This is a genomic window from Actinomyces sp. oral taxon 171 str. F0337, from assembly GCF_005696555.1.
Taxonomy (GTDB): Bacteria; Actinomycetota; Actinomycetes; order Actinomycetales; family Actinomycetaceae; genus Actinomyces; species Actinomyces oris_E.
This window is the reverse complement of sequence record NZ_CP040005.1, coordinates 239,092-266,091: the sequence shown is the minus strand read 5'-3', so window position 1 is coordinate 266,091 and position 27,000 is coordinate 239,092. Positions and strand designations below refer to the sequence as shown.

At 64.6% G+C, this 27,000-nt stretch carries 24 protein-coding genes; 9 read left to right on the top strand and 15 right to left on the bottom strand.

Annotation, left to right across the window (positions count from 1 at the left end):
• The first annotated feature begins 21 nt into the window (after positions 1–21).
• Positions 22–657 (top strand): transposase, encoded by a 636-nt coding sequence (locus tag FBF36_RS01160; protein WP_009393326.1) that lies wholly within the window; start codon positions 22–24, stop codon positions 655–657.
• 37 nt (positions 658–694) lie between these two features.
• On the opposite strand, the gene FBF36_RS01155 is transcribed toward FBF36_RS01160, so the two are convergent.
• The 15 genes from FBF36_RS01155 to FBF36_RS01085 form a co-directional block, all read right to left on the bottom strand.
• Positions 695–805 (bottom strand): transposase, encoded by a 111-nt coding sequence (locus FBF36_RS01155; RefSeq protein ID WP_157184097.1) that lies wholly within the window; start codon positions 803–805, stop codon positions 695–697.
• Entirely contained in the window at positions 802–1,158 is a 357-nt protein-coding gene (locus FBF36_RS13760; RefSeq protein ID WP_198282986.1) for a hypothetical protein, read from the bottom strand. The genes FBF36_RS01155 and FBF36_RS13760 overlap by 4 nt, the downstream gene beginning before the upstream one ends.
• Positions 1,159–2,019: 861 nt before the next feature.
• Positions 2,020–4,089 (bottom strand): DUF6571 family protein, encoded by a 2,070-nt coding sequence (locus FBF36_RS01145; protein WP_009393323.1) that lies wholly within the window; start codon positions 4,087–4,089, stop codon positions 2,020–2,022.
• Positions 4,090–4,132: 43 nt separating this feature from the next.
• On the bottom strand, positions 4,133–4,426 hold the full coding sequence (locus FBF36_RS01140; protein ID WP_138137020.1) for a hypothetical protein: 294 nt from the start codon (positions 4,424–4,426) through the stop codon (positions 4,133–4,135).
• Between the two features lie 158 nt (positions 4,427–4,584).
• Complete coding sequence (locus tag FBF36_RS01135) at positions 4,585–9,243, bottom strand: FtsK/SpoIIIE domain-containing protein (protein ID WP_138137018.1); 4,659 nt, start codon at positions 9,241–9,243, stop codon at positions 4,585–4,587.
• Positions 9,244–9,255: 12 nt separating this feature from the next.
• Positions 9,256–11,934 (bottom strand): LysM peptidoglycan-binding domain-containing protein, encoded by a 2,679-nt coding sequence (locus tag FBF36_RS01130; RefSeq protein ID WP_138137016.1) that lies wholly within the window; start codon positions 11,932–11,934, stop codon positions 9,256–9,258.
• A complete protein-coding gene (locus FBF36_RS01125; RefSeq protein WP_075375925.1) occupies positions 11,931–12,386 on the bottom strand; it encodes a TadE/TadG family type IV pilus assembly protein in 456 nt (151 codons plus the stop codon). The genes FBF36_RS01130 and FBF36_RS01125 overlap by 4 nt, the downstream gene beginning before the upstream one ends.
• Entirely contained in the window at positions 12,383–12,886 is a 504-nt protein-coding gene (locus FBF36_RS13645; protein ID WP_081379153.1) for a TadE/TadG family type IV pilus assembly protein, read from the bottom strand. The genes FBF36_RS01125 and FBF36_RS13645 overlap by 4 nt, the downstream gene beginning before the upstream one ends.
• Positions 12,883–13,308, bottom strand: a complete 426-nt coding sequence (locus FBF36_RS01115; RefSeq protein WP_225792417.1) for a TadE/TadG family type IV pilus assembly protein — start codon at positions 13,306–13,308, stop codon at positions 12,883–12,885. The genes FBF36_RS13645 and FBF36_RS01115 overlap by 4 nt, the downstream gene beginning before the upstream one ends.
• Before the next feature lie 8 nt (positions 13,309–13,316).
• Positions 13,317–13,550: a hypothetical protein gene (locus FBF36_RS01110; protein WP_009397559.1), complete on the bottom strand. Its 234-nt coding sequence runs from the start codon at positions 13,548–13,550 to the stop codon at positions 13,317–13,319.
• A gap of 146 nt (positions 13,551–13,696) precedes the next feature.
• Positions 13,697–14,620: a type II secretion system F family protein gene (locus FBF36_RS01105; protein WP_075375927.1), complete on the bottom strand. Its 924-nt coding sequence runs from the start codon at positions 14,618–14,620 to the stop codon at positions 13,697–13,699.
• On the bottom strand, positions 14,617–15,492 hold the full coding sequence (locus FBF36_RS01100; RefSeq protein ID WP_009397561.1) for a type II secretion system F family protein: 876 nt from the start codon (positions 15,490–15,492) through the stop codon (positions 14,617–14,619). Before FBF36_RS01100 ends, FBF36_RS01105 begins: the two co-directional genes overlap by 4 nt.
• Positions 15,489–16,805, bottom strand: coding sequence for a CpaF family protein (locus tag FBF36_RS01095; RefSeq protein ID WP_009397562.1), 1,317 nt, complete (start codon positions 16,803–16,805; stop codon positions 15,489–15,491). Before FBF36_RS01095 ends, FBF36_RS01100 begins: the two co-directional genes overlap by 4 nt.
• A complete protein-coding gene (locus FBF36_RS01090) occupies positions 16,802–17,560 on the bottom strand; it encodes a hypothetical protein (RefSeq protein ID WP_009397563.1) in 759 nt (252 codons plus the stop codon). The genes FBF36_RS01095 and FBF36_RS01090 overlap by 4 nt, the downstream gene beginning before the upstream one ends.
• Entirely contained in the window at positions 17,560–18,267 is a 708-nt protein-coding gene (locus FBF36_RS01085; protein ID WP_009397564.1) for an SAF domain-containing protein, read from the bottom strand. The genes FBF36_RS01090 and FBF36_RS01085 overlap by 1 nt, the downstream gene beginning before the upstream one ends.
• Positions 18,268–18,508: 241 nt before the next feature.
• Here FBF36_RS01085 and FBF36_RS01080 point away from each other — a divergent pair, with 241 nt between their 5' ends.
• From FBF36_RS01080 to FBF36_RS01045, 8 genes are all read left to right on the top strand, one after another.
• Positions 18,509–18,802 (top strand): hypothetical protein, encoded by a 294-nt coding sequence (locus FBF36_RS01080; protein ID WP_138137014.1) that lies wholly within the window; start codon positions 18,509–18,511, stop codon positions 18,800–18,802.
• Positions 18,803–19,359: 557 nt separating this feature from the next.
• Positions 19,360–19,671 carry a hypothetical protein gene (locus FBF36_RS01075; RefSeq protein ID WP_009397577.1) on the top strand — a complete coding sequence of 104 codons (312 nt, stop codon included), beginning with the start codon at positions 19,360–19,362 and terminating at the stop codon, positions 19,669–19,671.
• 62 nt (positions 19,672–19,733) lie between these two features.
• Positions 19,734–21,923, top strand: coding sequence for a DUF6571 family protein (locus FBF36_RS01070; RefSeq protein ID WP_009397579.1), 2,190 nt, complete (start codon positions 19,734–19,736; stop codon positions 21,921–21,923).
• 725 nt (positions 21,924–22,648) lie between these two features.
• Complete coding sequence (locus FBF36_RS13345) at positions 22,649–23,086, top strand: hypothetical protein (protein ID WP_225792416.1); 438 nt, start codon at positions 22,649–22,651, stop codon at positions 23,084–23,086.
• Positions 23,087–23,255: 169 nt separating this feature from the next.
• On the top strand, positions 23,256–24,221 hold the full coding sequence (locus FBF36_RS01060; protein ID WP_225792415.1) for a hypothetical protein: 966 nt from the start codon (positions 23,256–23,258) through the stop codon (positions 24,219–24,221).
• A 276-nt stretch (positions 24,222–24,497) separates the two neighbouring features.
• Positions 24,498–25,190, top strand: a complete 693-nt coding sequence (locus FBF36_RS01055) for a hypothetical protein (protein WP_138137010.1) — start codon at positions 24,498–24,500, stop codon at positions 25,188–25,190.
• A gap of 110 nt (positions 25,191–25,300) precedes the next feature.
• Complete coding sequence (locus tag FBF36_RS01050) at positions 25,301–26,245, top strand: hypothetical protein (protein ID WP_138137008.1); 945 nt, start codon at positions 25,301–25,303, stop codon at positions 26,243–26,245.
• 261 nt (positions 26,246–26,506) lie between these two features.
• Complete coding sequence (locus FBF36_RS01045; protein WP_138137006.1) at positions 26,507–26,959, top strand: hypothetical protein; 453 nt, start codon at positions 26,507–26,509, stop codon at positions 26,957–26,959.
• The last annotated feature ends 41 nt before the right edge of the window (positions 26,960–27,000 follow it).

The following is a 27,000-nucleotide window of genomic DNA, read 5'->3' as shown; positions in this document are numbered from 1 at the left end:
TGCGCCTGACCGACCTACCTGATGCACAACCTGCCCCAGGAGCTGCTCGCCGAGCTCTACTGCGTCTCGCAGGCCACCGTCTCCCGCGTCATCGGCGCCTACACGCCCCTGATCGCCCACGCCCTCAGTGACCAGGTGCCAGTCGTGGAGGACCTGGACCCCACCGCCCAGCCGATCATCGACGGCACCCTGCTTCAGTGCTGGTCCTGCAAGGGCCATCCCGAGCTGTACTCCGGTAGGCACAGGACCACGGGGCTGAACGTCCAGGTGGCCTGCCCCCTGTCAGGGACCCTGGCCTGGGTCTGCGACCCTCAGGACGGGTGCACGCACGACGCTCAGGCCCTGCGCCGCAGCGGCCTGCTCGACGTTCCCACTACCGACCTCCCAGACGGAGCCTCACCGCCCAAGCACATCGGCGACAAGGGATATATCGGACTGGGCATGATCACCCCGAAGAGAAAAGCCTCGAACCCGCCTCTTCACCCCGACGACAGGACCTACAACCGGGCCGTCAACCAGATCCGCTACAAGATCGAGAGAGTCATTGCGAACATCAAGACATGGAGAGTCCTGCACACCGGCTACAGAAGACCACCAGAAACCTTCCCGGAAACCATTACCGCCGTCCTCAGACTCATATTCACCTACACCCCATGAATAACCCTCCTTAACTTCCTGATCGGTTAATCGTGCGCTAATAGACTCCCAATCCTGCATCGCATGAGGCGGCCACCGAGGCGATCGTGCGGTCCTTCTCGATCACCTCGCGCACTACTTGGGTCTTGAACTCGTCTGAGTATTTCACTGCTGGCATGGTCTCCATCCTATCGACTCAGGGGATGAAAAGCTCCCCAGTCCGAGAAACACCACGCACTCCACTCCCATCCGGTTGGAGACGATAGGTGCCACGCACCCCGCCCCAGCCGGTTCCTGCGGTGAAGAACCTGCATCGTTCTCACTGCTCAGGCCCAGCAGGTCGAAGCTGAGCTGGCCGGCGTTGAGCCGTTGCCTGGCGACCTCTTTGAGCACCGCCAGCTCAGCGTCATCATGGGCCGAGTCAATGTGCTCGATGCTGCGCGCCCCCTTCCGAAAGGAGTGCACGATCTGGACCGCACGGGCCCCCGACGCCGTCCTGACCGTGCGAACGTACGGACTCATACCCCCCACGTTAGTGCGCACCCCAACCCACGCAACCCCTGTAATCCCAACAACAACCAGCCCCCAGAAACCCAACCGCCCCACAATGAGCCAAGTCAGGACATAGGCCCCCAGGCACCCCATGCCTACAACAGTAGACCGCCTCAACTGTCCATCAGAACTCAAACCTACGAAGGCTGACTTCCAGGTGATACAACCCCGGCTGGCGCAGCCCGGTTGACCGAATCCCACGACAATCCTTCCAGAGGAACCGACAACCCTGGTATATTCTGACCGTCACACACCCACGGCGTCATAGATTGAGCCAAGTTAATTAGATTATTTTTCAAATCCCCTTTCATTGAACTTCGAGGATATACCGACACCATCACGTAATACTGACCACCCGAACATGTCAACATCGCAGCCCCTCCTCCCTGTTCTTCAGAGTATCTAATCTCGCCTGCCCCACTGTCGTTATGAAAGTGTTCTACAGTCTCCCCTTCGTAATACCTTGAATCACCCCAAGGGTCGAGGCCAACGACCCATTTACCGAATGTTGTTTCAAGTCCTGCCGGACCAGTACCAGGGCCATTTACCGAACAATAGACTCTCGAAATGGAATGATTATCTCCAATATAATTCCTAGTAAACCTAGGCGAATCAAACATGGAACGTACAGACGAATCCGGAACCCCTGGACAGGTAAATGTAGTCCCGCCCGGAGAAATACTTTTAGGTACACTATGACCCGTCTCCGCGCTGCCTAGACCATCCACGTCACGTGAAGCAGAACATGCGCATAATAGAATGCATATCGGAACCACTAATAGACTTCCTTTTGAACGGAATCTCATTACACTTCTTCCTCAATTGATGTCCCTACTTGTGTTTGCGTGGGGCTGGCGACCCGCTAGCCGCAGTGTCGTGAGCCTTAGTGTACTCGGTATCCACGCTAGTAACTGGCCCCAAACCCGGCCTAGCTCCATTGGGAAGTTGATTCGACAGCCTTGCGACGCCGTCATATTGTTCGGCGCTAGGAGAAGAAGACAGAGTTAGATTACCGTTTTCGTCCACCACCGTACCCACCGTTTCTGGAAACTCCGCATCCGCGCGCATACGTTTCAACTCATCTTTAGTATATAGCCCACTCTTAAGAAGTGCCATTGTAGTGGTAACCTCGTTCTCATAGTATCCTTCCGCATAATCGTGATCATTCTGGCTATTTGCGCTGGCTTCGGCATCCGCCAAAGCTTTCTTCACAGACACCTTTCCAGCGTTTATCGATTGCGCTTTAAGGAAAGAATGTGATGCTTCAGCCACTTTACCCACATTAGATACAACTGGAATTGCCTGTATTGCTGCCGCTGCTGTATCAATATACGCGTTGGTGCGAGCATCTGCGTCCGCATTGATCTGTTTACTGGTTCGAGCGATAGCCCCCGCAAAGAATCCATTGGTTTGAGCCTGCTTGTTCAATACGGCCGCTAGCGGGGTGTACTCTCCTGTTGCCTTGCAAGCCTCGACCTGTTGGGCAATTTGTTGATTATTGTAGGCTGTTTGTGAAGCGATGAGTGGTGTCATCGATCTATCATCCTGTCCAATTTGTCCAAGCAAATTGGACAACGCGAGGTCAGACAAGAATGGTTGCGCACCATTCTCCGTTTTACCGGTGTAAAGGCCAGAGTTTCCAATCTTGGCCGAATCCGCCACTCCCGCAGGATACCGTTGGAGGGTTTTAGAGAACATCATTCTCGCAGTTTGAGACAAGGCGAGTTTGTCATCACTTTCTCCTACCGCATTTAGAATACCAGAAACGGCTGCAGCTGATCTTTCCCCATCTTTATCTGAAGAACTGCGGGTCCCCGACGTGCCATTGTCAGAAATGACCTCCGACAGAATCGCCCAGTCGTTGGTCCATGGATTATCTCCGACCGCCGATTTCCCTATAAGCCGACGCGTTCTGTCGGCAACCGACTCTGCGTCGACCTTACCGTCTGATGTTTGCGGCGCTACCCATTTCAATGCGGCATCAGGGTTTCCTGTCATTGCATGAACAACACCTTGAAGTGCATTAGCCTTATCAAGTGCGCTCTGTCTCCCATCAAACCCTCCCTTTGGTTTAAAATTCTCGAGTTTGTTAGCGAGTTCCAGCACAAAAGCATCATTGTAGTCTAGGCCTATTGTTTCTTTGCTGCCGTCACCATCTACATCTTGCTGACGAGATGCTGAGAGTATTTTGTTTAGCGATTCGATCCGTGCGCCTTTGTTTTTTTCCTCGGCATAAAACGCCAATCTATCTGCGTAATTCTTAGCTTCGTTGTCATCCCAGCCTTGGGAGCGTGTTGCTAAAAGGTGACCGAGGACGGTCGCCAACTCAGATTCCGCATCCCGAGTGTTCCCTGCAGCCTCCCTACTAGAGCTACTCGCAAAATTACTTTGGATATCAAGAGGGAGATCGAGGAGGCGGCCCGGACCAATTTCATCAAACACAGCGACCGCATACGATGGGTCACTTTGGTATTGCTTCATCCTTGCCAGAAGTGCATCATACTGTGCGGGGGTGCAACCCTCTTCAGAGTACTTTACTAGAAGTTTCGAGTCTAGCACCCCTCGACTCCACGTTTCAAAGCCTGCATATCCTGCATTCTCGACTGAATCCGGCACACCTTCTATAACAATGTCACCATTTACATGAGAGGTTCCTACTCCATTTTGGTTTAGCTCAAGAATTCGGCGCTTCATTGCCTTCAATGTATCTATTCGACCTTGAACAACCCCCATTTTTTCGTTTGCTTGCCTGTAAAATTCAGCAACGGACGGGGATGGATCTCCCTCCTCATGACTTTTATTGTTGATACTGTCCCTCACCTTTCTGCAATCGAGAAGTAAATTCTCGAGCATTCCGATAGACTTGTCGACGTTAACATGATTGAACTTTATCTCTACCACCCTAGTTCTCCTTACCTTATAGGATAATTCGTCATAGGTCGAATTACTGAGGTTTCTTCGCAGCAGCTTCCGCTTTTAGCGTTGCATGTACGCCCGTAAAGACAGCCACGAGCGCATCGACCTCCTTCTTCGTGTACTCAGCCTGATCGTCCGCTGCTTTCGATGTCCAAGTATCAGGTGCGTTAATTTTTTCGGATATAGTTTTTCCTCGGCCAGACTCAGGAGCATTTCCTGCATCATCGTAAAATCCGGCCGACTTGCACTGACTATAAGCGTGATTTGACAATCGGTTTAACTTTTCATACTCTTTTTCTTCTTGCGTTTTACTGTCAGCCATTCTATCTACTCCTTTAATTTCCTGCGCTCAGAGACGTTCATTAACTTGCAATGCCGCGTCGAGTTATGCGCCCCTACTGCACGGAGGACATTCCTTCGGCCTAATGACTCCTGAGTACATCTAACCCCGTCTGAATTAGCGCACTATAACTCTTGCCCTTAATGGCGCGGCACTTGTACCCAGGTCCATCCTGTGGTGGAGATCTGGACGGCTCTGCCTTTGGGGACGGGTCCTCCGATGGATCTTGGGAGTCGGGCTGAGAAGTGGGAGCCGTCGTCGGCTCCTCGGGGGGCGAGGATGAGCCCGGTCCGCGTCTTCCTGGCGGTGGCGACAACGCCGCGGTACATGCCTCCAACCTCGTCGATGCCGCAGGCCACCAGCACGCCCCCGTGGTGGTCGCGGCAGGTCTTGATGTGCTCCTCAATCCTCGGATTCATGTTGTGGTCGTTCGTCAGTGTATCGAAATCATCCACCACAATGACAGTGTTCTCCACATCCTCCTTGAGCAGCTCACTCAGATCATTCGGCCCTGCATCCATGCCCAGGACCCCCAGCACGCTCGGGTTGTTGGCGAGCTCCATGAGCGGGGACTTGCGGGGCAGCACCAGCACGATCCTCTGCCCATTCTCCAGCAGCCGGCTGGTAGCGAAGTGCAGCGCCGTCGACCGCCCAGAACGCCGCGGGCCCGTCACGAGGAAGGCGTTACCGATGTCCTCCAAGGACACCGGCAGCAGACGCAGATCATCGCCGCCCACGGCGAAGGCGATCTCACCCGGCTCCAGAGCGGGCTCGAGCCTGAGCGCCTCCTCGGCGGAGATCGCCACAGGCAGCTCATCGACGTGCCCCGGACGCAGAGCGCGATCAATGACACCCCACCTTGCGTTGGCCTGCTCAGCCGCCTGGTGAACCGCAGCCACCTGCGCCGTGCCGGCAGAGTCATCGGTCAGCATCACCAGCTGGACCTCACGGGGCCGCTCCCCCGAGCGAAAGGCCCGCCCCTGCGGCATGGACAGGGGAACATCCCGAGCACGCATAGCAATGAGATCGAAGTCGTCCGGGCTCGGCATACGCAGCACCAGACGATCCTCCAGCATCATCCCGAACCGCCCCCGGAACACAGTCCGGTCCCCAGCGATCACCACACGCAGCCCCACCGCCGGGCCCTCACGCATCAGCGTCTCCACCATCCCCGGGATCGCACCGGCGTCGGTGTTCTCAAAGGTCGCCATGAAGTTGTCCCACCGGTCAATGAGCAGCACCAGGTACGGCAGACGCTCAGACGGAGGGGTAGCGGCCCGCTGCTCAGCCACCGACGCGTAACCGTGCGTGGCCAGGTACTGCTGACGGTAGGCCACCTGGCCACCCAGCAGCGCCAGCACGCGACGGATCCGGTCCGCCTGATCACGCGTGACCACCGCCCCGAAGTTCGGCAGACCAACGCACGGGGCCAGCGCCCCATTCCCCGCGTCAATACCGTAGACGTGCACCTCAGCGGCCGAGGCCGTCTGCGCCAGAGCCACCGCGATCCCCCGCAGCACACTCGAACGCCCCGAGCGCGGGGCACCGGCGACCCCCAGGTGACCGGCACGCGTGTAGTCCCACGTCATGGGCCGCTGCGCCTGCTCGCCAGGCAGGTCCTCCAAGCCCAGCGGCAGCGCCGGCAGGAAACCGGCCGCCCGCGGATCAGACCCACCCAGACCACCCCCGCCCCCGGTGGCCTGTGCCGCCTCCATGCGCTCCTCAACCTGCGCCAGCGTGATGAGCTCCGGCAGCGGGGGCAGCCACGGGCTGTGCGGATCAGGCCGACCCGTGGCCGTGTGCGCCGCCCCCATCGCGGAGACCAGGGTGGCCAGGTCGGTGGGGATCGTCGCGTCCTCCTCCACCTCCGGCGGTTTCATCTCCGGGCGGGAGAGCTCATCCAGAGTCAGCGTCGCCGCCCGCACCGCCGCCTGCGGCAGCGCCCCACGGGGCCGTCCCCCCACCCGGGAGGACTGGAACTGGCGCAGGCTCGCATGCCCCAGCCGCGCGTAGGCGCGCCCCGGGATCGACGGTGGGATGTAAGCCGAGTTAGAGGCCTCGATAACGTCCTGGGAGTCGTTCTCATCAGTGACGCGCAGGGCGATGCGCAGGTTCGTGTTCGACTTGATCTCAGCCGACACCACACCCGCCGGCCGCTGAGTCGCCAGCACCAGGTGCACCCCCAACGAGCGCCCACGCCGAGCAATATCCACCAGCCCCGTCACGAAGTCCGGCAGCTCAGACACCAGGGCCGCGAACTCGTCAATGATGATCATGAGCCGCGGCATGGGCTCATCACCGGGCTGCATGGCGGCCACGTAGTCCTCAATGTCCTTCGCGTCCGCCCCCGCCAGCTGGTGCTCGCGGCGGCGCAGCTCGGCCCCCAGGGACTCCAGGGCCCGGGAGGTGAGGTGCCCGTCCAGGTCCGTCACCATGCCCACCGTGTGCGGCAGGCGCGCACAGTCCTTGAAGGCCGCGCCACCCTTGTAGTCCACCAGCACGAAGGTCATTGAGTCCGGCGTGTTGCCCACGCACAGGGAGGCGATGAGCGTCTGCAGCAGCTCGGACTTACCCGAACCGGTCGTCCCGGCCACCAGGGCGTGCGGCCCGTCAGCGCGCACATCCAGCCAGAAGTGCCCCTCGGCGTCCTCACCGATGACCGCCTTAGTCGTCCGGCTGCACCGGTCCCAGGCCGCCAGCACCGCCTCCGCATCCGGATCCGGCATCGGCAGGACGTCCAGGAGCCGTGAGGAGGTCGGGATCGTCGAGTCCGCCCCCGAGGCGGAGACGTCGTGGATCGGCGCCAGCGCCCGGGCCACCCGCTCGCACCAGCCGCTCGGCAGCAGGTCCAGGGTCACCCGCTCGACCTCGTCCACATCCGTCTGCGACACGCTCGCCGCCCCCACCTCAGCGGTGACCACGGCGCGGCACTCCTCTGGCAGGGCCGTACGATCCCGGTCGATGCACACCAGGCGCACCCCCGCGGCCGGCCCCCGGCGCAGCACGGAGATGAGGCCCGGGCGCAGACGCAGGCCCCGGGCGCCGTCGAGCACCACGAGGATCTGCTCCTGCGGTCCCGTGGAGGGGCCCCGCTTCTCCGGGTCCAGCCTGCGCTCCACCAGCTCGGAGATCTCGTTGATGCGCCGGGCGATCGTCTCATCGTCCAGCCCCACACGCGCCCGGGCGCCCATGCCCTCCAGGTTGCGCAGGTGGGGCAGCCACCTCGTCCAGGCCCAGCGCCCCGCGCGATTCTCGCCGCGCGCCGGCTCCACCAGGAGCACCATCTGCAGCTCGGCCGGCGAGTGCAGCACCGCTGCCTGGGCCGCCAGCCAGTCGGCGACGTCGTGGCGCCGCGTGCCGCACACGCCCACCACGCCCAGCTCACCCAGCGGCACCCGCACCGGCACGTCCGGTGCCGTCCACCGCAGTGGCTCCTCGTGCTTGGCGCGCTGGGAGTCCTCGATCTCCACGTCGCTGGGCAGGTCCGCCACCCCCACCCGCAGATCCAGCCAGTCCGGGTCGGTGGGCCGCCGCTCCCACAGCTGGGCCCGCGGTCCCGTGGCGCGCAGCAGCAGCTCTGCCGCGTTCGGGTGGTCCCCGCGGCGCACCCCCCGCTCCGCGGTCAGGGCCTTGAAGGCCGCCTCCTCGGTGGCCTCACGCTGCTCCTCGTACTTGCGCAGCCTGTCCCGGAAGTCCTTCTTCTGGTTTGAGCGCCCCTGGATCTGGTTGGCGATCATCATGATCGGGGAGAACACCATGAACATGAGCGAGTAGAGGCGCCCCGTCACGAAGTACATGCCCGCACCCATGACCAGCGGGGAGATGAGCATCGCGAAGGGGAAGGGCGGTTTACGCTGTTCGGCCGGCTTAGACGGCAGCGCGAACTTCGTCTCCCGCACCGGCCGGGCCAGACGCGGCGGCCGGTTGAAGTTCAGGGTCGGGGCGCCCGCCGTCGGCGAGACCACCGCATTGGCCTCCGGCACCGGCCCGATCGACAGGAGCGTCTCCCCCACCGTGAGCAGTGCGTCCGGGGACCAGGCGGAGGCGCCGACGCCCAGGGGCCGCCGATCCAGCTCGAGGTAGTGACGCACCCCGTCCGGCTCCAGCGTCTCGCGGCTGGAGAGGATCGCCTCGGAGTCCAGGCCCTTCTTCTTGGCGCGGCGGCGCTTGCGCGCCTCCTTGCGTCGACGGCGCCTGGCGGCTCGTCCCTTGGCCTCCTGCTCCTCGCCGCGCTCCGGGGCTGCCAGGACGAGGGGGCCCGGCAGGGGGCGGCGCCTCGGCAGGGGCATCGGCAGCTCGCGCTGGGCGACCTCCGGCACCGGGGTGATCGTCACGTGCCCCCCGACGGCGACGGCGAGGTCGGCGATCCTGCCCTCCACGCCCTCCAGGACCAAGTCGCAGCCGGGCCCGCCCAGGGTGTATCCGCCCAGGCTCAGGCGGTGGACGGCACCGGTCCCCTGGCCGGCCACCACGCGCAGCTCGACGACGCCCACCGGTTCGACGTCGTCGCGCACCGGTCCGCCCAGGCCCAGGAGCATGCCGTTGCGGACCACGTCGACCAGGTTGTCCGCGGGGGCCAGGCGACGCGGACCGTCCCACACGCCCATGGGGGGCGCGCCCACCTGCTCGCCGGCGTTGACGACGAGCCGCAGGGCGGACCCTGGGGCGCTGCCCTCAACGGCGGGCTCCAGGCCCGCCACCATGTCCCCGACCGTGGCGTCCTCGGGCGCGATGACCAGGAGGTCACGAGCGGCTGCATCGGCCTCACCGGGCCGCAGGACACTGATGAACAGCTGCACGCCTGCGCCTCCTTACGCGGGGCGTCGGGCCACGGACAGCCCCGGTGCCAGGTCCTCCACGAGGGCGGCCGTGGCCGGGTCGACCTGGGCCAGGTCGTCGGCACCGGCGGCCGACAGGAGCCCGTGCACCTCCCGCTCCAGCTCGCCGCGGCCGCGCCGGGCCGCCAGGCGCAGGCGGTCGCGCCACAGCCCCTGGTCCAGGTCCACGACCGCCAGGCCCGTGGCGATCGCCATCCCCGCGCCGTCGGGGTCGGTGTCCCCGATGAGCTCGACGACGCGGTGCGCGGCATCCACGACGAGGGCGTTGTACTGGTGGGCGGCGCGCACGCGCGCCATCCAGGTGTAGCGGCCCTCCTCGGCGCCGGCCACCATGGGGCCGCGCACCAGGCGCAGGGCCTCGATGAGCAGCTCGACCTCGCGCTGGGGCGGGCAGCCGCGGGAGGAGGCCAGCAGCGAGCGCAGCACGTCCCAGTCGACGACGACCCCCGGCCCCATGACGAGGCGCCCCTCGGCGTCCTCCCGCAGGTGGGGCAGCCCCTGGGCGTCATGGCCCAGCCAGGCGCGCAGCCGCTCCACGGTGCCGGCCACCACGTCCGCGGTGGCCCCCAGCGGCCAGAGCATGGTGCCGAGCACCGCCGGGCGGATGCCCTCGGGATGGAGGGCCACGCAGATGGCGGCCTCGGTGAGGATCGAGCGGCGCTCGGGATCGACCGCGCCGGCGGTCTCCACGAGCGTCTGCCCCAGCACCTGGACGCGCACGTCGGCGGTGCGCAGGGCCGCGGTCATCATCGGCGGCGTGGGCGGGTCGGGGATCGGCGGGCGCGTGCCGTCGTCGGTCACCTGGGCCGGGCCGAAGAGGTGCGCCAGCGCCAGGACCTCGTTCTCGGTGGCACGCGTGGCCCGCACCGCGATGCCCAGCTGGTCGATGCGTGCGGTGCCGGAGGCGTCGATGTCGATGGTCCAGCGCGCCCGGCCGTCCCCACCGGTGCGCACGACGGCGTAGTCGCCGCCGGGCGGCAGGCTCGGCGTGGCCTCGCCGTTGCCCACGAGGACGAAGGTGGTGGCCGCCCCGGGACGACGGCCGGTGATGACGTCGGCGCGACCCGGCAGCGGGTTGTCCGCCAGGAGGGCCTCCGGGGACTGGATGCGCCCGCCGGCCACCTCGCGCAGCGCGGTCGGCAGACCGGCGCCCACGACGACGGCCTCCTGGGACCAGGGGTTGGTGCACAGCTCCAGGGCGAGGGCGGTGACGACCTCGGCGGCCATGGCGGGGTCACCGGTGACGGCGACCTCACCGTCGGCGAAGGCCAGGTCGATGAGGATGTCGGCGCCGCTGGCGATGCGACCCACGGTCACCAGGCCCGGCAGTAGGGAGCCGTTCGGGGCGGGGGCCGGCTCCTGGCCGGCGCGCATCACCCACGTGAGGCCCTCCTCCTGAACGCGCCAGGGGGCGGGGGCCTCGGGCACGGCCTGTGCCAGGCGCAGGTAACAGGCGTCGTCGTCGATGGCGACGGCGTAGGGGCGGGGGCTGCCGGGGATGGAGTCCAGGGAGCGCAGGATGGCGTTGAGACGCTGGGCGCGGCGCTCGTCGGCGCCCACGCGCAGGAGCCGCTCGAGCTCGCCGGGCCCCTCGTCGAAGACCCCGCCGGAGAGCTGGCGCCGGCGACGCACGAGCACCGAGACGAGGGAGGCGGCCAGGAGCGCGCCGACCGCCGGCATCTGGACAGGCGGGACGTCCCGCAGGGTGGAGGCCAGGCCCTGGTCGATGCCGGCGCCGGAGCGGGCCTCCTCCGGGTTGGGTGTGGCCGGGGCGGGGGTGGCCGGCGCCGGTGCCACCGGGACGGCCTCGACCCGGGGCACGGAGGCGGCCTCCTCGGGCATGACCATGAGCCAGCCGGGCTGGATGAGGCGGGCCAGCTCCAGGGAGCCGCCGTCGGGCTGGACACGGCCTGCGTTGAGGTCGTAGATCTGGGTGTAGGCGCGTCCGTCACCGAGGTTGCGCTCGGCGATGTCCCAGAGGTTGTCGTGGTAGCGGCCCTCGGGCGGCTGGACCACGTAGACGCGCTGGCCCACGAGCTGGGAGCCGAGGGCGGGGTCGATCTCGACGCCGCCGACCATGTAACGCATCTGCTGGCTGCCGTCGGGGTTCTGGGCCACGGTCCCGGAGGTGACCGAGGCGCCCGAGGCGTCGGTAGTCCGGGTGGTGGCGCGGGCGGAGTCCTGGGCGGCGGCAACCGCGGGGGTGGGCTCCTCGACCACCGGGGCGGCCGCGGCGGCCAGCGGGCCGCTGACGGCGCCCAGCAGCAGCACGGAGGCCACGAGCCGGCGGGCCACGGCCTGCACCCCGCCGGAGAAGGGGACGTGCCCGGGGACGCTGCGGCCGCGAATCGCGGAGACGGTCTCCACCAGGGTGCAGAAGGTGAACTGCATCCAGGCCAGCCAGATCACCCAGATGAGGACGCCCAGAAGGGCATCGACGGAGATCGCCTGGGTGAGGGTGTCCAGCCCCAGCTCGGTGGGGATGGGGGGAAGGCCGACGGTGGCCAGCAGGAGCACCGGCAGGCCGATGATGACCAGCATGAGGAGAAGGGCGGCCAGGAGTGACTTCCACACCGGGGGGCGCGTGCTGCGCACCGGTGCGCGGAAACGTTCGGGTCCGGCGGCCTGGGCTCGTTGAGCGGCGCGGCTCACTGATCCTCCTCAAAGATACCGACGGCGTTACGGGCCTCGCCGGTGACGGTGACATGAATGGATGTGACGCCGACGAGTCGCAGCATCGTGGTGGGGACGTCGCGCTCGACGGTGACGGCGACCCCCCGCGAGGTGACGTCGACGGTGGAGCTCTGGGCCAGGCCGCCCTGGGCCAGGTAGGTGCGGGCGGCGGAGGTGGCGGCGGCACTGTCCACCGAGACGCTCGCGCCTCCGCGCACGTCGTCGGTGGACAGGTGCTGGGCGCCTGCGCGGGCGGCCTGCTCGGCCTGGTCGGCCAGGGTGGCGCGGGCGTTGAGGACGCGGCCGCCCTCGATGCACAGTCCGGCCATGAGCATGAGGACCGCGGCGATGATGACGGCGTAGACGGAGACGGCTCCGCGCTCGCCGTCGCGGCGGATCCGGCGGCGCACGGAGGTCATGATCCGGTTCATCGGGTTCCCCTCCAGGTGTCGACCGGTGCGGTGGAGCTCGCCGTGACGGTGGTGGCGCCGGGCAGGAAGACCAGGCCCAGGTCGGACAGCTCGACACGGCAGCTGACGGTGGCGGTGACGGTGCCGCCCCGGCCGAAGCCGCCGACGTCGACTCCCCCCGAGCACCGGGCGTTGGCGGTGTCGGCGGCGGCCAGGCTGCGGCGGGCGGCGGCGTCGGCCTCCCCGGCGGAGCGCTCGATGGAGGCGGCCCGGGCGGCGTCGCGGGCGGCGGCCTGGACCATGCCCTCGGCGGAGACCAGGCGGCCCCCGGCGACGGCGATCATGACGATGAGCAGGAGCACCGGGACCAGGACGATCATCTCGACGGACATGCTGCCCCGCTCGGCGGCGGTACCGGCGGCACCGGCGACTCGACGCAGGCGGGCGCGGAGCATTCTTGCAGCCGATGCGGCTCGGCCGCCGGTGATGGCCGGGGCGATGGTGGTCGGGGTGCGTGTCACGTGTCCCCCCGGAAGGTCTCGCGCTCGGAGGTGACCGAGGCCTGCACCTTGGGGGCGAAACCGGCGATGATGTCCATGGACTTGCCGGTCACCTGGACATTGACCTGGTTGCCGACCACGACGACGTCCACCGACACCTCGGTGAGCGCCTTGCCGCCGACCCGGTGGGCGTAGGCCTCGCCGTCGGCCTTGGCGGCGGCGACCGCGGAGGAGTCGGCCGAGCCGCTGCGGACCTCGCGGGCGACCTCCCGGGCGGTGGAGGTCGCCACCTCGTTGCCGTACCAGCTCAGTGCGACCTGCACGGTGAGCAGCACAATGAGCAGGAGCAACGGGAAGAAGACGAGCAGCTCGACGCTGGAGGCCCCGGCCTCCGAGCGCAAGCGCCTCGTCATTCCTCTCCACAGCGACTGCATGATGGTCATTCCTCTTATCAGGGGGCCCCGTCGCCGCCGCCGTTGCCGATCTCCGGCACCTTGAGGTTGGCGGAGGCGTCGTTGACCATGCTGTAGATGGCCTTACCGACGACGGCGGCCAGGACGATGAGGAAGCCGGTGATGATGACCCACTCGACGGTCGAGGCTCCCTTCTCCTCCGACAGGCGGTTACTGACCCGCTCGCGCAGGTCGCCGGCGAGCATCTGGAGTACGCACAGCATCTTGAGCATGATTTGTCCTTTCCTTGAGAGAAACTGGGTGGTGAAGGCGTGGACGGTGAATCGTCGCAGGCTCTCAGTCAAGCGACCGGTCGAAAGGCAGTCAACTGGTTCGTGGAGGTTCTCCGTTCACAGGGCGGGCAGGCGGGTCTGAGGGGCTACACGGATCCGATGATCCCGGTCAGGGCCGGGTAGACGAGGAAGACGATGAAGCCCATGGCGACGACGAGCTGGGCCACGAGCATGGACTCGGAGTTCTCCCCGGCCTTGCCCTCGGCGTCCGACAGGTCGCGGCGGCGCATGCTGGAGGCCCGGGCTCCCAGGGACTCGCGGATCTTGGCGCCGTCCTCGGCCACGAGCGCCAGGGCGGCGGACAGGTCGCGCAGCTCGTCGATGCGCAGCTGGGTGCCCAACCGGCCCAGGGCCGCCCAGGGCGTGTCCCCGCGCAGCCGGGCGACGTCGAGGGCGTCGCGGATGCGGAGCATGGCGGGATCGTCGGAGAGGCTTGAGGCGGCGTCGAGGGCCTCGGGGACACCGCGCCCCGCGGACAACGACATGGCCACCAGGTCCAGGTAGGAGCCGACGACGTGGCGGAAGTCCCGGCGCGCCTCGTCGGCATCGCTGCGCAGGCGCAGCGTGGGCAGCAGCAGGCCGACGACCCCCAGGGCAACGCTCAGCAGCAGGGGCACCGACCACCCCAGGGGCACCCCCATCACCTGCATGAGTGCGACGATGAGCAGTGGCGCGGCGAAGCCCCCTACCCCGAGGAAGACCGAGGTCACCATGTGGCGCTCCAGGGAGCGCCCCACGACGGCCAGGTCCCCGGTCAGGGAGGACAGGTCGATGCCGGTGCGCCGCACGAGGGAGGTGATGCGCAGGCTGAGGGTGTCCACCCACTCGGGGGTGTCCGCCTCGGAGGGGTTGAGGCGCCGCACGTCCTCGCGCATACGGCCCTCGTCGCGGCGGGTGTCCAGCTCGGCCAGGGCGGCGGCGGGCTGAGTGGCGGGGGGCGCCAGGATGAGGGTGAGGGCGAACAGGCCGGCACCGCTGAGCGCACCACCGATGAGGATCCAGGTGATCATGCGTTCTCACCTCCGGCCTGAGCGGAGACGGTCAGGAAGCGGCGCGGCAGCCGGACACCGGCCAGGCGCCGCATCCAGAGCATGCCGACGGCGAAGAGCGCCACGACGACGACCAGCACCAGCTGTCCCTGCACGCTGGAGTAGGGGGCGACGAAGCTCCGGTTGAAGACGGCCAGGCCCAGCATGACGACGATGGAGAAGATGACGACGATCTGGGCCGAGCGCCGGGTGCCGGCGCGGGAGGCGGAGACCCGCTGACGCATGTCGAGCTCGGAGCGGGCCGTGTCCGCCAGGGCGCCGAGCAGCTGGCGCAGACCGGGGCCGCGCAGGCGGGCGTTCATGATGAGGGCGGAGACGATGAGGTCCGCCGTGGGGTCGTCGAGGTCGTCGGCGAACTGGCGCAGCGCCGTCGGCAGGGGGACGCGCACACGCATGCGGTCCGCCAGGAGGGCCAGGTCCTCACGGAGGACCGGGGCGGCGGCGTAGACGGTGGCGGGGATGGCCTGCTCCAGGCCCACGGCGCCGGCAATGGTGTCCCGCAGCGACTCCGACCAGGTGGCCAGGGCCTCGATCTTGGCGGCGGCGAGCTTCTCCTGCTTGGCCCCGCCGAAGAGCAGCGGCCACACGAGGACGAGCACACCGGCGGCGACGGCCAGGACGATCCAGCGAGTGAGCAGCAGGACGCCCAGACCGACGACGAGGCAGGCGATGAGTCGGCCGGACAGGCCCTTGAGGCTGTCGCGCAGGGAGCCCGATGAGCCGGGGCGGTCGGGCAGCATGTCGACACCCATGAAGAAGCCGACCAGGAGGAAGAGCCCTCCCCCGACGAGTGCGCCGGCGAGGATGGCAACAGTGGCGGTGGTCTGGTTCATGCGTAACCACCCCGGTAGGCGGCGGCCGGGTCGTAGCCGGCGTTGATGAGGTCGTTGACGCAGGAGATCGGTGCGGCCGGTTGGGCGGTCCCGGTCCCGTCGTCGGCGAAGACCTCACTGGACAGGACCCGCCCGTCGACGCCGTTGACCTCACGCACGGAGGCGACGTAGCGGCGCAGCCCCCCGCCCTGGGAGAAGCGGTTCTCCCGGGTCAGGAAGATGACGAAGTCGACGGCGCCGGCGATGAGAAGGTTGGTGGCGTCCTGGGGCAGGTGCTCGGCCGACTGGATGGCGTAGGTGGCGATGCGGTTGAACACCTCGGAGGAGGAGTTCGCGTGGATGGTGGACAGCGAGCCGTCGTTGCCCTGGCTCATGGCGTTGAGCATGGTGACGATCTCGTCACCCAGGACCTCACCGACGATGACCCGTGAGGGGTTCATGCGCAGCGAGCGCCGCACGAGGTCCGCCATGGAGATCGCGCCGGAGCCCTCGGAGTTGGGCAGGCGCTCCTCGAAGGCGACGACGTTGGGGTGCAGGTCGGCGAACTCGCCCAGGCCCAGCTCCAGGGCGCGCTCGACGGTGATGAGGCGCTCCTCGGGCGGGATCTCGTTGGCCAGGGCGCGCAGGAAGGTGGTCTTCCCGGCGTTCGTGGCGCCGGCGATCATGATGTTCTTGCGGGCGCGCACGGCCGCCGAGCAGAAGGCGGCCAGCCGCGGGGTCAGGGAGCCGAGCCGGACCAGCTCCTCCAGGCCCACCCGGTCCAGTCGGGCGCGACGCACCGAGATCGAGGGCCGCGAGCAGACCTCCATGACGGCGGACAGGCGCGAGCCGTCCGGCAGGCGCAGGTCCAGCTGGGGGTTGGCGGAGTCGAAGGGGCGCGAGGCCAGGCCCGAGTAGGAGCCGAGGACCTGAACGAGCTCGATGAGCTCCTCGTCGGACTCGGCCACCGGGGCGCCGCGCTCCTCACGGCCGTCGGCGTACTGGATGAAGACGTTGTCATAGCCGTTGATGTCGATGTTCTCGACATCCTTATTGTCCAGCAGGGGCTGGAGGCGGCCGACACCGAAGAGCGCCGCGTGGATGCCCTGGGAGACCTCTTCCTCCTCCTGGGCGTTGAGCGGGCTGCGACCGGCGGCGATCTCAGTGCGGGCGTGCTGCTCGAGCACGCGGCCGATGAGGGCGCGGGCGAACTGGCGCTCGTCCTCCGGGGACATCGGGGGGATGCCGGAGGTGGCGTCGTCACGGCGCTGCTGGGCCAGGAGGTCGGCGACCTCCTCGCGCATGTCGCGGACGAGTCCCTGGTCGACACTCATGCGGCACCTCCCTTGATGACGGCGCCGGCGAGGGCGGTGGCAACGGTTCGGGCCGAACGCACCAGGAGGGTGCGGCCCAGGGGGCGGGCGCGGCGGCCCGCCAGGGAGTCCGCAGCGCTCTGGTCGAAGGCCAGGACGCCGACGACGGGGACCTCCAGGCCGCTGCCGCGCAGCAGGCGGGTGAGGTCATCGGCCTCGTGGCGGGCCTTCCAGGGCGCGATGAGGAGGACACCGAGGCGGACCCGCTCGGAGCGGCGGGAGGTCTCGGCGACGATCCAGGACAGGCGCTCGCGCAGGTGGCCGTAGTTCTCCACCCCGGGGCGCACCGCGACCAGGGTGATGTCGGAGGCCATGGCCACGCCCAGGCTCGGGGCGCCGGGAGACAGGCGGCCGACGTCGGCGATGATGTCCCCCTGGCGGTGCAGGCTGGTGGCCAGTCCGGACCAGCCGGCCCCGATGGCCGTGGCCTGATCGGGGCGCGACAGGCCCACGAGGACGGGCAGGTCGCCCTCGATGAGGGTGAGGTGATCGCGCAGGGGCGCGGCCGGGTCACGGCGGATGGCGGCGGCCAGGGAGACGACGCCCCGGTCACTGTCCAGGGGCATCCCCTCGCGGGAGTGGGCACGGTAGACCAGGTCGGACCCGGCAGGATCGAGCTCGGCCAGGACGGCCGGACGGGGCCAGACCGCGGCGAGCACGTGGGCGCTCGTCGAGGCGCCGGGCGACCCCTTCGCGGAGGCGATCGAGATGAGCATCAGCTCTCCTTGATCGGCTGCCCGGACGCGGTCAGGATGACGGCGATGGTTCCGTTGGCCGATGCGCTGGCGAGCTTGGCGGCGCCCTTCTTGTCGACGAGGACGGAGATGACGGCGCCGGAGGTCCAGTCGTCACTGGTTCCCGAGGAGGGCTTGGCGGCGAGCACCTGAGCATCGGAGACGATGACGTTCTGAGAACCGATGTCAACGACGTCGACCTTGTCGCCTGGCTGCAGGCCGCCGGCCGGGAAGCGCCCGGCATTGGCGGAGACACCGACGACCTGGAGGTCCCCGCCGGGGACCGGGTCGGTGGCGAGCTGGGAGGTGTCCAGCAGCTGGCCCTTGGAGATCTCCACGCGGGCGGTGCGGCCGACGACCTGGTCGATCTGGTCCGCACGCACCAGGGTGGTGAGGTCCGAGGAGACCGAGGCGCTCACCAGGTCCTCCTTGTCGATGACCTGGCCCGCCTTGATGGTGTCCTTGGCGGCCAGCATCTGGGCGCGCTGGTCCAGGCGCATGGCCAGCAGGCCCGCGAGCAGGGCGCCACCAACGATGAGCAGGACGGCGAGGGCGGCCAGGAGCGGCCTGCGCTCGCGCGGCGCGGAGGGCAGGTGACCACCGGCATCACGGGCCTGGCGGGTGGGCTGAGGTTGACCGGCGTCGTTCGTGCGACGCCGTGAGGAGCGTCCGTTCTGGGACAGTGCCATGGGGAGACCTCAAGTCGAATCGGATGGGACAGCGACAGCACCGTAGCCTATCCGTGACCATCATGGCGGGGTGAAGGGCCAGGATCCGGAAGAAAGTCACATGGGTTGTTATCCCCTTGCGATCCGATGCGGATCGTGGAAAGGTACTCGAAGCGACGGCCGTCACAGTCGCGATCACAAGAAGAGCCTTCGGCATTCTTCGAGTGACTCAATGAACCGACCAATGAGGAGGAACCTCAGTATGATTCAGGCAGACCTTGAGACCCTCAAGACCCTGTACCAGACCCTCAAGGACGACGTCCAGCGGTCCGACGACATTCAGAAGCTGACCGACACCGCTCTCCAGAACGCCGTCTGGGAGAGCACCAACGCCCAGCAGTTCCGGGACGCCTGGACCGAGTTCAAGCCGCAGCTCATCAAGTTCGAGCAGGCTTTCGCCACCGCCGCGACCGACGTTGCCAACAACTACAACAACAACGTTGACGCCAACGGTGAGAACCTCGAGCACCTCGCCCCCGTCGAGGCGATCGGCTGAGCGACCCTCACCTCCGAAAGGGTCTGGGGCAGCACGTGCTGCCCCAGACCCTTTCGGCATGCAGGGCGCGTCAGGCCGCCTGACCGAAGCGGCCGATGCAGGCTCGGCGAGTTATCTTCTCCTGGACACACCCCCGCGAGAGCATGCCCACCGCGCCCACAGGAAGCACTCGAGACTCGATTGAAGGAACACAACGACGTGTGCGTACCTCCACGATATAGCCTTTTCTTCGGTCGTGAGAAATCTCAAGCCATCCGGCCTCAGTTCACCACACCCACCCATTTAATCCGATTGCTTCCGTCGAATAAAGTCAAGCGCTCCGCGGATGGTCAGCCCCCTTCTGACACCACCACGGCCTCCCGTACGCGCCACCCAAGGCATGGCTCTGATGCAGGTAGCCCTCTCTCCATGAATTCTGCGCCGATGAGAGCAACCCACCGACGGCCTCCACACAAGAGGGCAGCCCTTGCCATGATCGAACGCCCCCTCACCAGGTAGGATCGCAGCAGCGGAGCTCACGCAACGCGCAACCCCGACCCCGAAACGAAGACACAATCATGGCGAATGCGAACAAGAAACACCAGGCCTTGCAGAGACTCAAGGAAGAAGTGAACAAGAAGAATACTGAACTCGCCTTTGTCGACGTCATGGGCAACGGGTTCATAGGGGACACGCTGTCCTCCGGAATCAACGCAGACGACACGTGGACCAGCAAGCTGGCTGACGACCAGGCCACCGAGGTGAAAACAGAAGTCAATCACTTAGCCGGCGTATTCAGATCTCTCATCACGCTGATCGATGACGCAATCCGAAATACCCCGGAAACCGATGACGCGAATGACTCACCTGGGAGCCCGGCACCGCAGTAGACCACATACACTCATACACCTAACGACCACAATCAATATTGAAGTAACACCCAGGATCCGCAGTGAAGATCAAACTGAACGCCAATAACCTTAGAAAAAAAATTAAGGACATTCGAGACCTTGCGGACAGGGCGGAGACCGCCAAAAAGAAGATCGACGAAGCCTTCGAAAGAGAATCAGATCCGGTCAGCCCAGACGACTTCCTGACGCAGTCAAACGACGGCATACAGCGCGTGAGAACGGTCGCGGACAGGGTTGAGAAGTCGATGAATACCATCATCTCCCTCAACGAGAACGGCGTGGGAAAGATGGAGGGCGATGATTATACGCTGGACATTCCAGATGATGCTCATGTTACTGACATGAAGGGCCTCGAGGACTGGGCGGGCAAGGAGCAAGCCGCTGCCGACGCAGAGGACTTACAAAGCTACACGAAAGGCACCACTAGACGCACAAGCCGATCATACGATGAGGTCATTCACTCGATCAATAAAAACAAAACCAACTCTCAATACGCAGTGACATTCATTGACTCGGTGGGTGCAGAAAACCTCACTCAAATCCCCCTGGGCGTCAAAACCAGCATGAGCCGAGAACAATGCCAGGACCCCATAAATGCGCCCGGAAATCTTGCTATTCTCCTCGGCGACGTACTGAGTTCCGCAAGTCGCGAGTGGGACGAGAGTAAATCATCAGACATCGCGAAAAAGATTGCGGGATCGATCAACGATACATCACAGGCGAACGGAGGGGAGAATTCTCAACGAATTAAGGTACTCAACGCCATGATGGGAGGTCATGACGCTGACGGCAACGGAGTCAATGACCTGAAGTTCGGCAAGAGCTTCCTCGTGAACCTGGCAACCGAGGCCGAAAAAATCGATTACAAGATGTCCATGTCACTTGGCATGGGGCGCGGACGAAACCTCTCACCTGAAGAGAAAATAATAAACGGGCAGTCAGCCGATCCCTTGGCCGGGGTACTTGACGCCATGGGGAATAACGCTGAGGCAGCCCTGGAGTTCTTGGCTCCGGCTAAGAGCGGAGAGCCAGGCATCGCTGACACGACACGTCTGGACAGGCTGACACATCGATGGGACCATCTCAAAGCAGATGGTATCCATTTCGAAAGAGACGGATTCTCCGGATTGACGGCCGCCATTGCGGCGGCCTCCCAAAAGCGGGCGAGCACTAATACCGCTGAACGCTCACGCGCCGATATGCTGTCAGACGACGCCATTCATTTCGTTGCAGGAAATGTCAACAAGGACCTCTATAGCGATTCCTCCAAGAAACGTCTCGCCGTGCTCCTCGCTAATTGCTCCGGCGAAGTGACAGCCTCATGGAGCACAACAGGTGGACAGCTGGCTGCCACCGACGAGTCCCAATTCAACAAAGCGACAGGGGATGACTTGAACAAACTTGCGTACCGCATAGTGGACAACCGAGACGCAGCATCCACGCTCAGCGCCGGACTAGCAGACTACGCCAAGAGAAAGTCACAAAATGACTTAAAGAATACCCAGGACCAACCGGAGGGTGAGCGCTTGGAGAAAGTTCAAGCTGCTTACGGCGACGGAATAAAGGCCATGTCACATCTCCAAGGACTGGGCGAGATTCGCGCCCAACAGCTGAAAGAAGACAAAGACGCCGCCGAGGCTGCTGCAAAGGAAAGCACCACCACAGCAGTCAATGTATTCTCGGCAGTTCTTTCCACGGGTCTAGGCGCAGTAGGGGGGCCTGCAGGCACCGCAGTCACGACAGCAGCTCCGGCCGTCACTGCATTCGTTAACCCTATCATTATCGACAATATCGCCGGAGACGCAGGAAAAGCGAAGAAGGTCATCTCATCAAATGTCCCCGACGGCAAAGAGGCGATCTGGGCCGCATCCGTGCAGGATGCCGCCAATGCCGGCCTCCTTCAGGAATCTGGCTTCTCCACGCCAGTGAAGCACAGAGATAAAGACGGAAATGACGTCGAGACCCCGGCTCACGATTACTACAAGTGGATCGTACCCAAGCCTGGTGGCGGATACACCATCGACTTGTCCAAGGGCGACGAAAATGCGGCCAAAGAGGTCGGAACCTGGGCGAAGGCCGCGCGTAACGCCACTGAGAATCGAAACGTGGGAGATGGCGAGCAGCCACCTATCGACAAGAATTTGTCCCTCCTCGAACCCGACGGTAAGACAGGGGATGGCAAGGCCGAAGGCGAGACCGCGGGACGATCACTTAAAAGCAACGGCGGGTGAACCCCACGGACCGACGCCCCCATGGCACCTCGACGTACGACCACTTGAGAGTCATTTTGACCTGACGTGGCTCATTGTGGGGTAGTTGGGTTGCTGGGAGCTGGTTGTTGTTGGGATTGTGCGGGTTGCGTGGGTTGGGTGCACACTAACCTGAGTTGGCTCATTTAGTGTCGTGGTGGATGTTGTGGAGGGCTCGAGTGAGATCGGGCCGTGACCGTCTGCCTTCGGCTGGGGCAAGCCGCCCGGCTTGCCCCAGCCGAAGAACGCATTCGCACCGACATCAGTCCTTGCCTTGACCGACTGAGCGCGCTGGTCGACGTGTGCGCTGGCAGGAGGTGGGGAGTATAGCCCTTGTCAGGGCCGTGACATTGTTGTGATCTGGCCGGTAGGGTCGGGGTGGTTCCTACCGTGCCGGGCGACTGTGCTCGGCCTGATTGTGGAGGTGCTTCCTCATGGCTTGTTCCCGCGTCGGTCTTCCTGGTTGCCGTCGTGTCGCAGGTGCACTGGGGGCGGGCGTGCTGGCCGGCTCGTTGGCCCTGGCGGGGTGCTCGTCGGGCAGTCCGAAGGGCGGGGGGACGATCCCGCCGCTGAGCACCGCGGGTGCCGGTGGTGGCTCGACGGCGTCGCCGGCGGCATCGGGCGGGGTGTCGACCGGTGCCAGTGGTGCTGCCAGTGCTGGTGCGGTGACTACTGAGTCCCTGTCAGATCCCGACCTGGGGTACACGGTGGTCTCCATCCCCGATGGCCTGGACGCCACCAAGACCAAAATCCTCCAGGACTACGTCGCCTACGACAAAGCCACCTGGCACCTCTGGTTCACACGGGAAGGACTGGACGAGGCCCTGGCTCGCTCAACCGGAACAACACGCGAAGACATTCAAAGAAGTTATGAAAAAATGACTGCTTATGACACCCCTCCTGTGAAGGTTGGTGTTGGGGGTGTTGACATTTCGCAGGACGAACAGAGTGCGGATGTAACAGTATGCTCTGATAGAACGCAAATGAAGGCTACAGACTTTCAAGGAAATGACGTAACTCAAAAGTCGACACAAAATCGAGTGGCGTTATTGGTGCGCATGGTTCCGCGCGGTGACGGTGTATGGGTCACACAAAGCGAGACAAAAATTTCCACGAATGAGTGTACTGCCGAAGCCGGGAAGTGATGGGGGTAGGGTTCGAATGTTGAGCAGGAACACTGCGAGAGTTGTATTTGCAGGCCTACTTCTAGTGGCTTTTAGTGCACCTAGTCCAATTGCATTTACAAGCGGGAATAATAATGCCTCTTCTGATGTGTCTGGTTCTGCTGAGGGGACTGGTGATGGTGGTGGTCAGGTGACTATCTCTGTGGAGTCCAGTGTGACCACGGCCGGCTCTGGTGGGGGTGACGGTAGTGGTGGTGGGGTGACGTCCTCGTCGTCTGGCACGGAGGTGACCGTGGCCCCGGTGTGCTACTACAAGCCCGGTAGGACGGGGGCCCAGACCGCCAAGGGCATCAACGACACAAAGAGGATACTCGACAACGCCGGGAAGACGGCCGCTGGGCCAGTCGGGACAAGATTCCGCGAGACCGCCGACGGCGTGTCGAAGCAGATGGACAAGAACTACCCTGACTACGAGTCCCACAAGGATGACGCGCAGGGCCGCTGGTACTACCGCTACTGCGACGCGTCCCGGCTGGACCCGAAGAACAACCCGACCTTCAAGGATGACCTCGAGAAGGAGCGTAAGGCCTTCGAGGAGGCCAACCCCGAGCGGAACATCTGGGTCCCGGCAGGCCAGCAGGCCCCCAAGCCCTACATCTCGGGGACCCGCCTGGCGAAGGTGGCCTGGGACGCGGTGAAGATTCCTTCTCCGACGGTGGAGACCAACCCCAAGGTCGGCACCCAGGGCGCGACCCTGGTGGGCATGGACACCTGGGTGTGGGCCACCGGTCAGACGCCGACTAGCGTGACCGCCACGGCCACTGCTGGTAGTACCACCGCCACCATCACCGCCGGGTCCTCCGGCCTGCAGCTGTCGGCCCCTGACGGGAAGGCCTCCTGCACCGGCTTCGGCATCGCCTGGCACCCCGGCATGCCTGAGGGCTCCAGCCCCTGCACCATCTCCTTCAACCGCAGCTCAGCCCACCTGGGTGGTAGCACGCCGTTGACGATCAAGGTCGCCTACTCGGCCTCCTACACCGCCACCGACGGCAACAGCGGCACCCTGCCGGCCATCACCACCACCAGCACCATCAACCTCCCCGTCGCCGAGGTCCAGACCCTCACCACCAACCACAACAACCCCCGCCAAAACTGACCCGACCACAGCGTCGAGAAAGCAGCCAGTCCCCGTCAGTGCACCCACGCACTGGCGGGGACATTCCTCAACCGCGACAAAGGGTCTTCGCTGGCGTCGCCTCCGACGCGGGTTTGTACTGACTGCCGGTACACCACTTTCGCCATCAGAGACGGCATGGATGCTGCCGCAACTTCTCCCGGAGCCGTGACATTGTTGTGATCTGGCGGGTATGGTCGGAGGGTTGCTGCTGCGCCGTGAGATTGTGCTCGGCCTGATCGTGGAGGTGCCTCTCTTATGGTTCGTTCTTTCGCCCACCTGCCTGGTCGCCGTCGTACCGCAATCGCACTGGGTGCGGGTGTGCTGGCCGGCTCGTTGGCCCTGGCGGGGTGCTCATCGAGCAGTCCGAAGGGCGGAGGCACGATCCCACCGGTCAACACTGCGGGCGCCAGCACCGCATCGACGACGTCTGCGTCTGCCTCGGGTGGGGCGTCACCGAAGGCCTCAGCAGCGCCGACAGCTCTGGATGCTCAGGCGCTGACGGATGAGTCCATCGGTTACTACGTGGACTTCGTCCCCCAGGGGCTGGACACCACCCAGACCCAGGCGCTCCAGGGATATCTCGCCTATGACAGGGCGACGTGGGAGGCATACCGTGATCTGGATGGCGACCTGTCGGCTGTCGAGGCATCCACTACCGGTACCGCCTTGGAGAACTACCGCAAGAGCTACCGTGAGGCCCAGGAATCAGGTGGGCGTGAGGTCGGAACGTCGCGGGTGACGGTTAATTCCGTGGAGATGCAGTCGGACAGCGAAGCCGCAGTCGACGTTTGCTCCGATCAGAGTCAGATAAAACAGGTAACAGAGTCAGGTAAAGACGTCACACAACCTGACTGGCGGCATACACATTCCTTTCTTGTGTCGGTGAAGTTGACTGACGGCGCATGGAAGGTTGCCTCGCTTGAGAAGAAGGGGACGGACATTTGCTGAAAAAGCGCCTCTTCAAGCTCATGGTGGCCGTGTCGCTTGCTGGCGCCTGCGTACTCACGCCAACGGGCCCAGCGTCAGCCACCACGCGCGAAGGCGGTGACGGTGGTGGTGTGACGCCGTCGGTGTCGGGGTCTGAGGGGACGGGGTATGAGGTGCAGATCTCGGTGACCTCGGAATCGGCGGCACCCGGGGGCGGGGGCGGTGGTGGTGGTAGTGAGTCGTGGTCCACGCAGGCCACCACGACGGTGCTGCCGGTGTGCTTCTACGACCACCCCGTCCCAGGGCACGCCGTGACCAAGCACATGGAGGACCGGTACAAGAATGCCCAAGGGAATGCTGAGAAGAAGAAGCGCGCTGACTACGTCGGGGCCAACGACTTTCCTGACTGGAAGAAGCACAGCCAGGAGGACGGCAACTGGTACTTCGTTAACTGCAAGAAGGACCGGGCTCCCGACAGTGAGACCTTCGGGTGGATCATGTACAACTTCTTCAAGGTGAACAACAATCCCAAGTCGATATTCGTGCCGGCCGGCCAGCAGCCGCCTCGAGTACCGGTGGACGGGGCCACTCTGGCCCGTGCCGCGTGGAACGCGATCAAGCTGCCGACCCCGACGGTGGAGACCAACCCCAAGGTCGGCACCCGGGGCGCGACCCTGGTGGGCATGGACACCTGGGTGTGGGCCATCGGCTCCACTCCCAAGACCGTGACGGCCACAGCCACCGCCGGCCCGACCACGGCCACAGTGACCGCATCATCAGCAGGTCTGCAGCTGTCGGCCCCCGACGCGAAGGCCTCCTGCCAAGGCTTTGGAGTCGCCTGGCACTCCGGCATGCCCGAGGGATCCAGCCCCTGCACCATCTCCTTCAACCGCAGCTCAGCCCACCTGGGCGGCACCACACCACTGACGGTATCAGTGGCCTACAGCGTGACCTACACCGGCAGCGACGGCGCCAACGGCACCCTACCGGCCATCACCACCACCAGCACCACCAACCTCCCCGTCGCCGAGGTCCAGACCCTCACCACCAACCACAACAACCCCCGACAGAACTGAGCCGATCACGGCATCAACACACACTCGGACCAGAATCCTCAACCACTAGAATTTCCGGAAGACATACATCCTACAATAGATGGTTAACAGCAAGTGAATGGACACGATCCCCGCTCCGGGACTGGCGACAATTCACTTGATGTGCGACGCCAGTCGCCCGCCCGCACCATACTTGCCGTTCTATTGGCTGCGACTCTTCTAGTGCTGATCGGAGTCTCTTGGAACCTTCTAGGGAACCACAACGACCACACTCGTAAGAAGATGCCCGACCTCACGGTTCCCAGCGTCATTCCGAGCGATTCCGCTCAAACATGCCGTGGCATACCCGACAAAAGCGTGCAGGCCTTACTGGGTTCCTATGGCGACGATTTGAGGCATCGTTCAGTACATCTCCAGAACTACACAACCTGCACCATTGCCAACTCGAACAAAAATATTCTCAGAATAATCTATGGTCGTGCAGATGGCGACAACTTCTCTTCCGACAAGATCGCGACCGAGAAAAACGGGGCGAAACCAGTTGTTCTGCAGTCCGCCCCACAAGGCCATGGACTCGTGAATTCCACGGATTCCGCCAATGCAGAACTTGTTTACCAGTGCGGGCAAGGGCAGTTCATCTCAATCACCATCCGAGGCTACGTCCTTGAAACCCCGGTCGAAAGCAACCTGATTAATATGGCGAATTCGATTTCCTCGCTGGCTTGCACCACATAGATAGCCACCTTCTGTTTCGACCTCCACCAACAGCGCCGGCA

Coding starts and splice junctions, on each gene's coding strand:
- FBF36_RS01080 (WP_138137014.1), top strand. CDS start 18,509: ATGATTCAGGCAGACCTTGAGACCCTCAAGACCCTGTACCAGACCCTC.
- FBF36_RS01105 (WP_075375927.1), bottom strand. CDS start 14,620: ATGATCACCTGGATCCTCATCGGTGGTGCGCTCAGCGGTGCCGGCCTG.
- FBF36_RS13760 (WP_198282986.1), bottom strand. CDS start 1,158: ATGAGTCCGTACGTTCGCACGGTCAGGACGGCGTCGGGGGCCCGTGCG.
- FBF36_RS01045 (WP_138137006.1), top strand. CDS start 26,507: ATGCCCGACCTCACGGTTCCCAGCGTCATTCCGAGCGATTCCGCTCAA.
- FBF36_RS01100 (WP_009397561.1), bottom strand. CDS start 15,492: ATGAACCAGACCACCGCCACTGTTGCCATCCTCGCCGGCGCACTCGTC.
- FBF36_RS01110 (WP_009397559.1), bottom strand. CDS start 13,550: ATGCTCAAGATGCTGTGCGTACTCCAGATGCTCGCCGGCGACCTGCGC.
- FBF36_RS01125 (WP_075375925.1), bottom strand. CDS start 12,386: ATGAACCGGATCATGACCTCCGTGCGCCGCCGGATCCGCCGCGACGGC.
- FBF36_RS01095 (WP_009397562.1), bottom strand. CDS start 16,805: ATGAGTGTCGACCAGGGACTCGTCCGCGACATGCGCGAGGAGGTCGCC.
- FBF36_RS01075 (WP_009397577.1), top strand. CDS start 19,360: ATGGCGAATGCGAACAAGAAACACCAGGCCTTGCAGAGACTCAAGGAA.
- FBF36_RS01085 (WP_009397564.1), bottom strand. CDS start 18,267: ATGGCACTGTCCCAGAACGGACGCTCCTCACGGCGTCGCACGAACGAC.
- FBF36_RS01115 (WP_225792417.1), bottom strand. CDS start 13,308: ATGACCATCATGCAGTCGCTGTGGAGAGGAATGACGAGGCGCTTGCGC.
- FBF36_RS01090 (WP_009397563.1), bottom strand. CDS start 17,560: ATGCTCATCTCGATCGCCTCCGCGAAGGGGTCGCCCGGCGCCTCGACG.
- FBF36_RS01140 (WP_138137020.1), bottom strand. CDS start 4,426: ATGGCTGACAGTAAAACGCAAGAAGAAAAAGAGTATGAAAAGTTAAAC.
- FBF36_RS01055 (WP_138137010.1), top strand. CDS start 24,498: ATGGTTCGTTCTTTCGCCCACCTGCCTGGTCGCCGTCGTACCGCAATC.
- FBF36_RS01160 (WP_009393326.1), top strand. CDS start 22: ATGCACAACCTGCCCCAGGAGCTGCTCGCCGAGCTCTACTGCGTCTCG.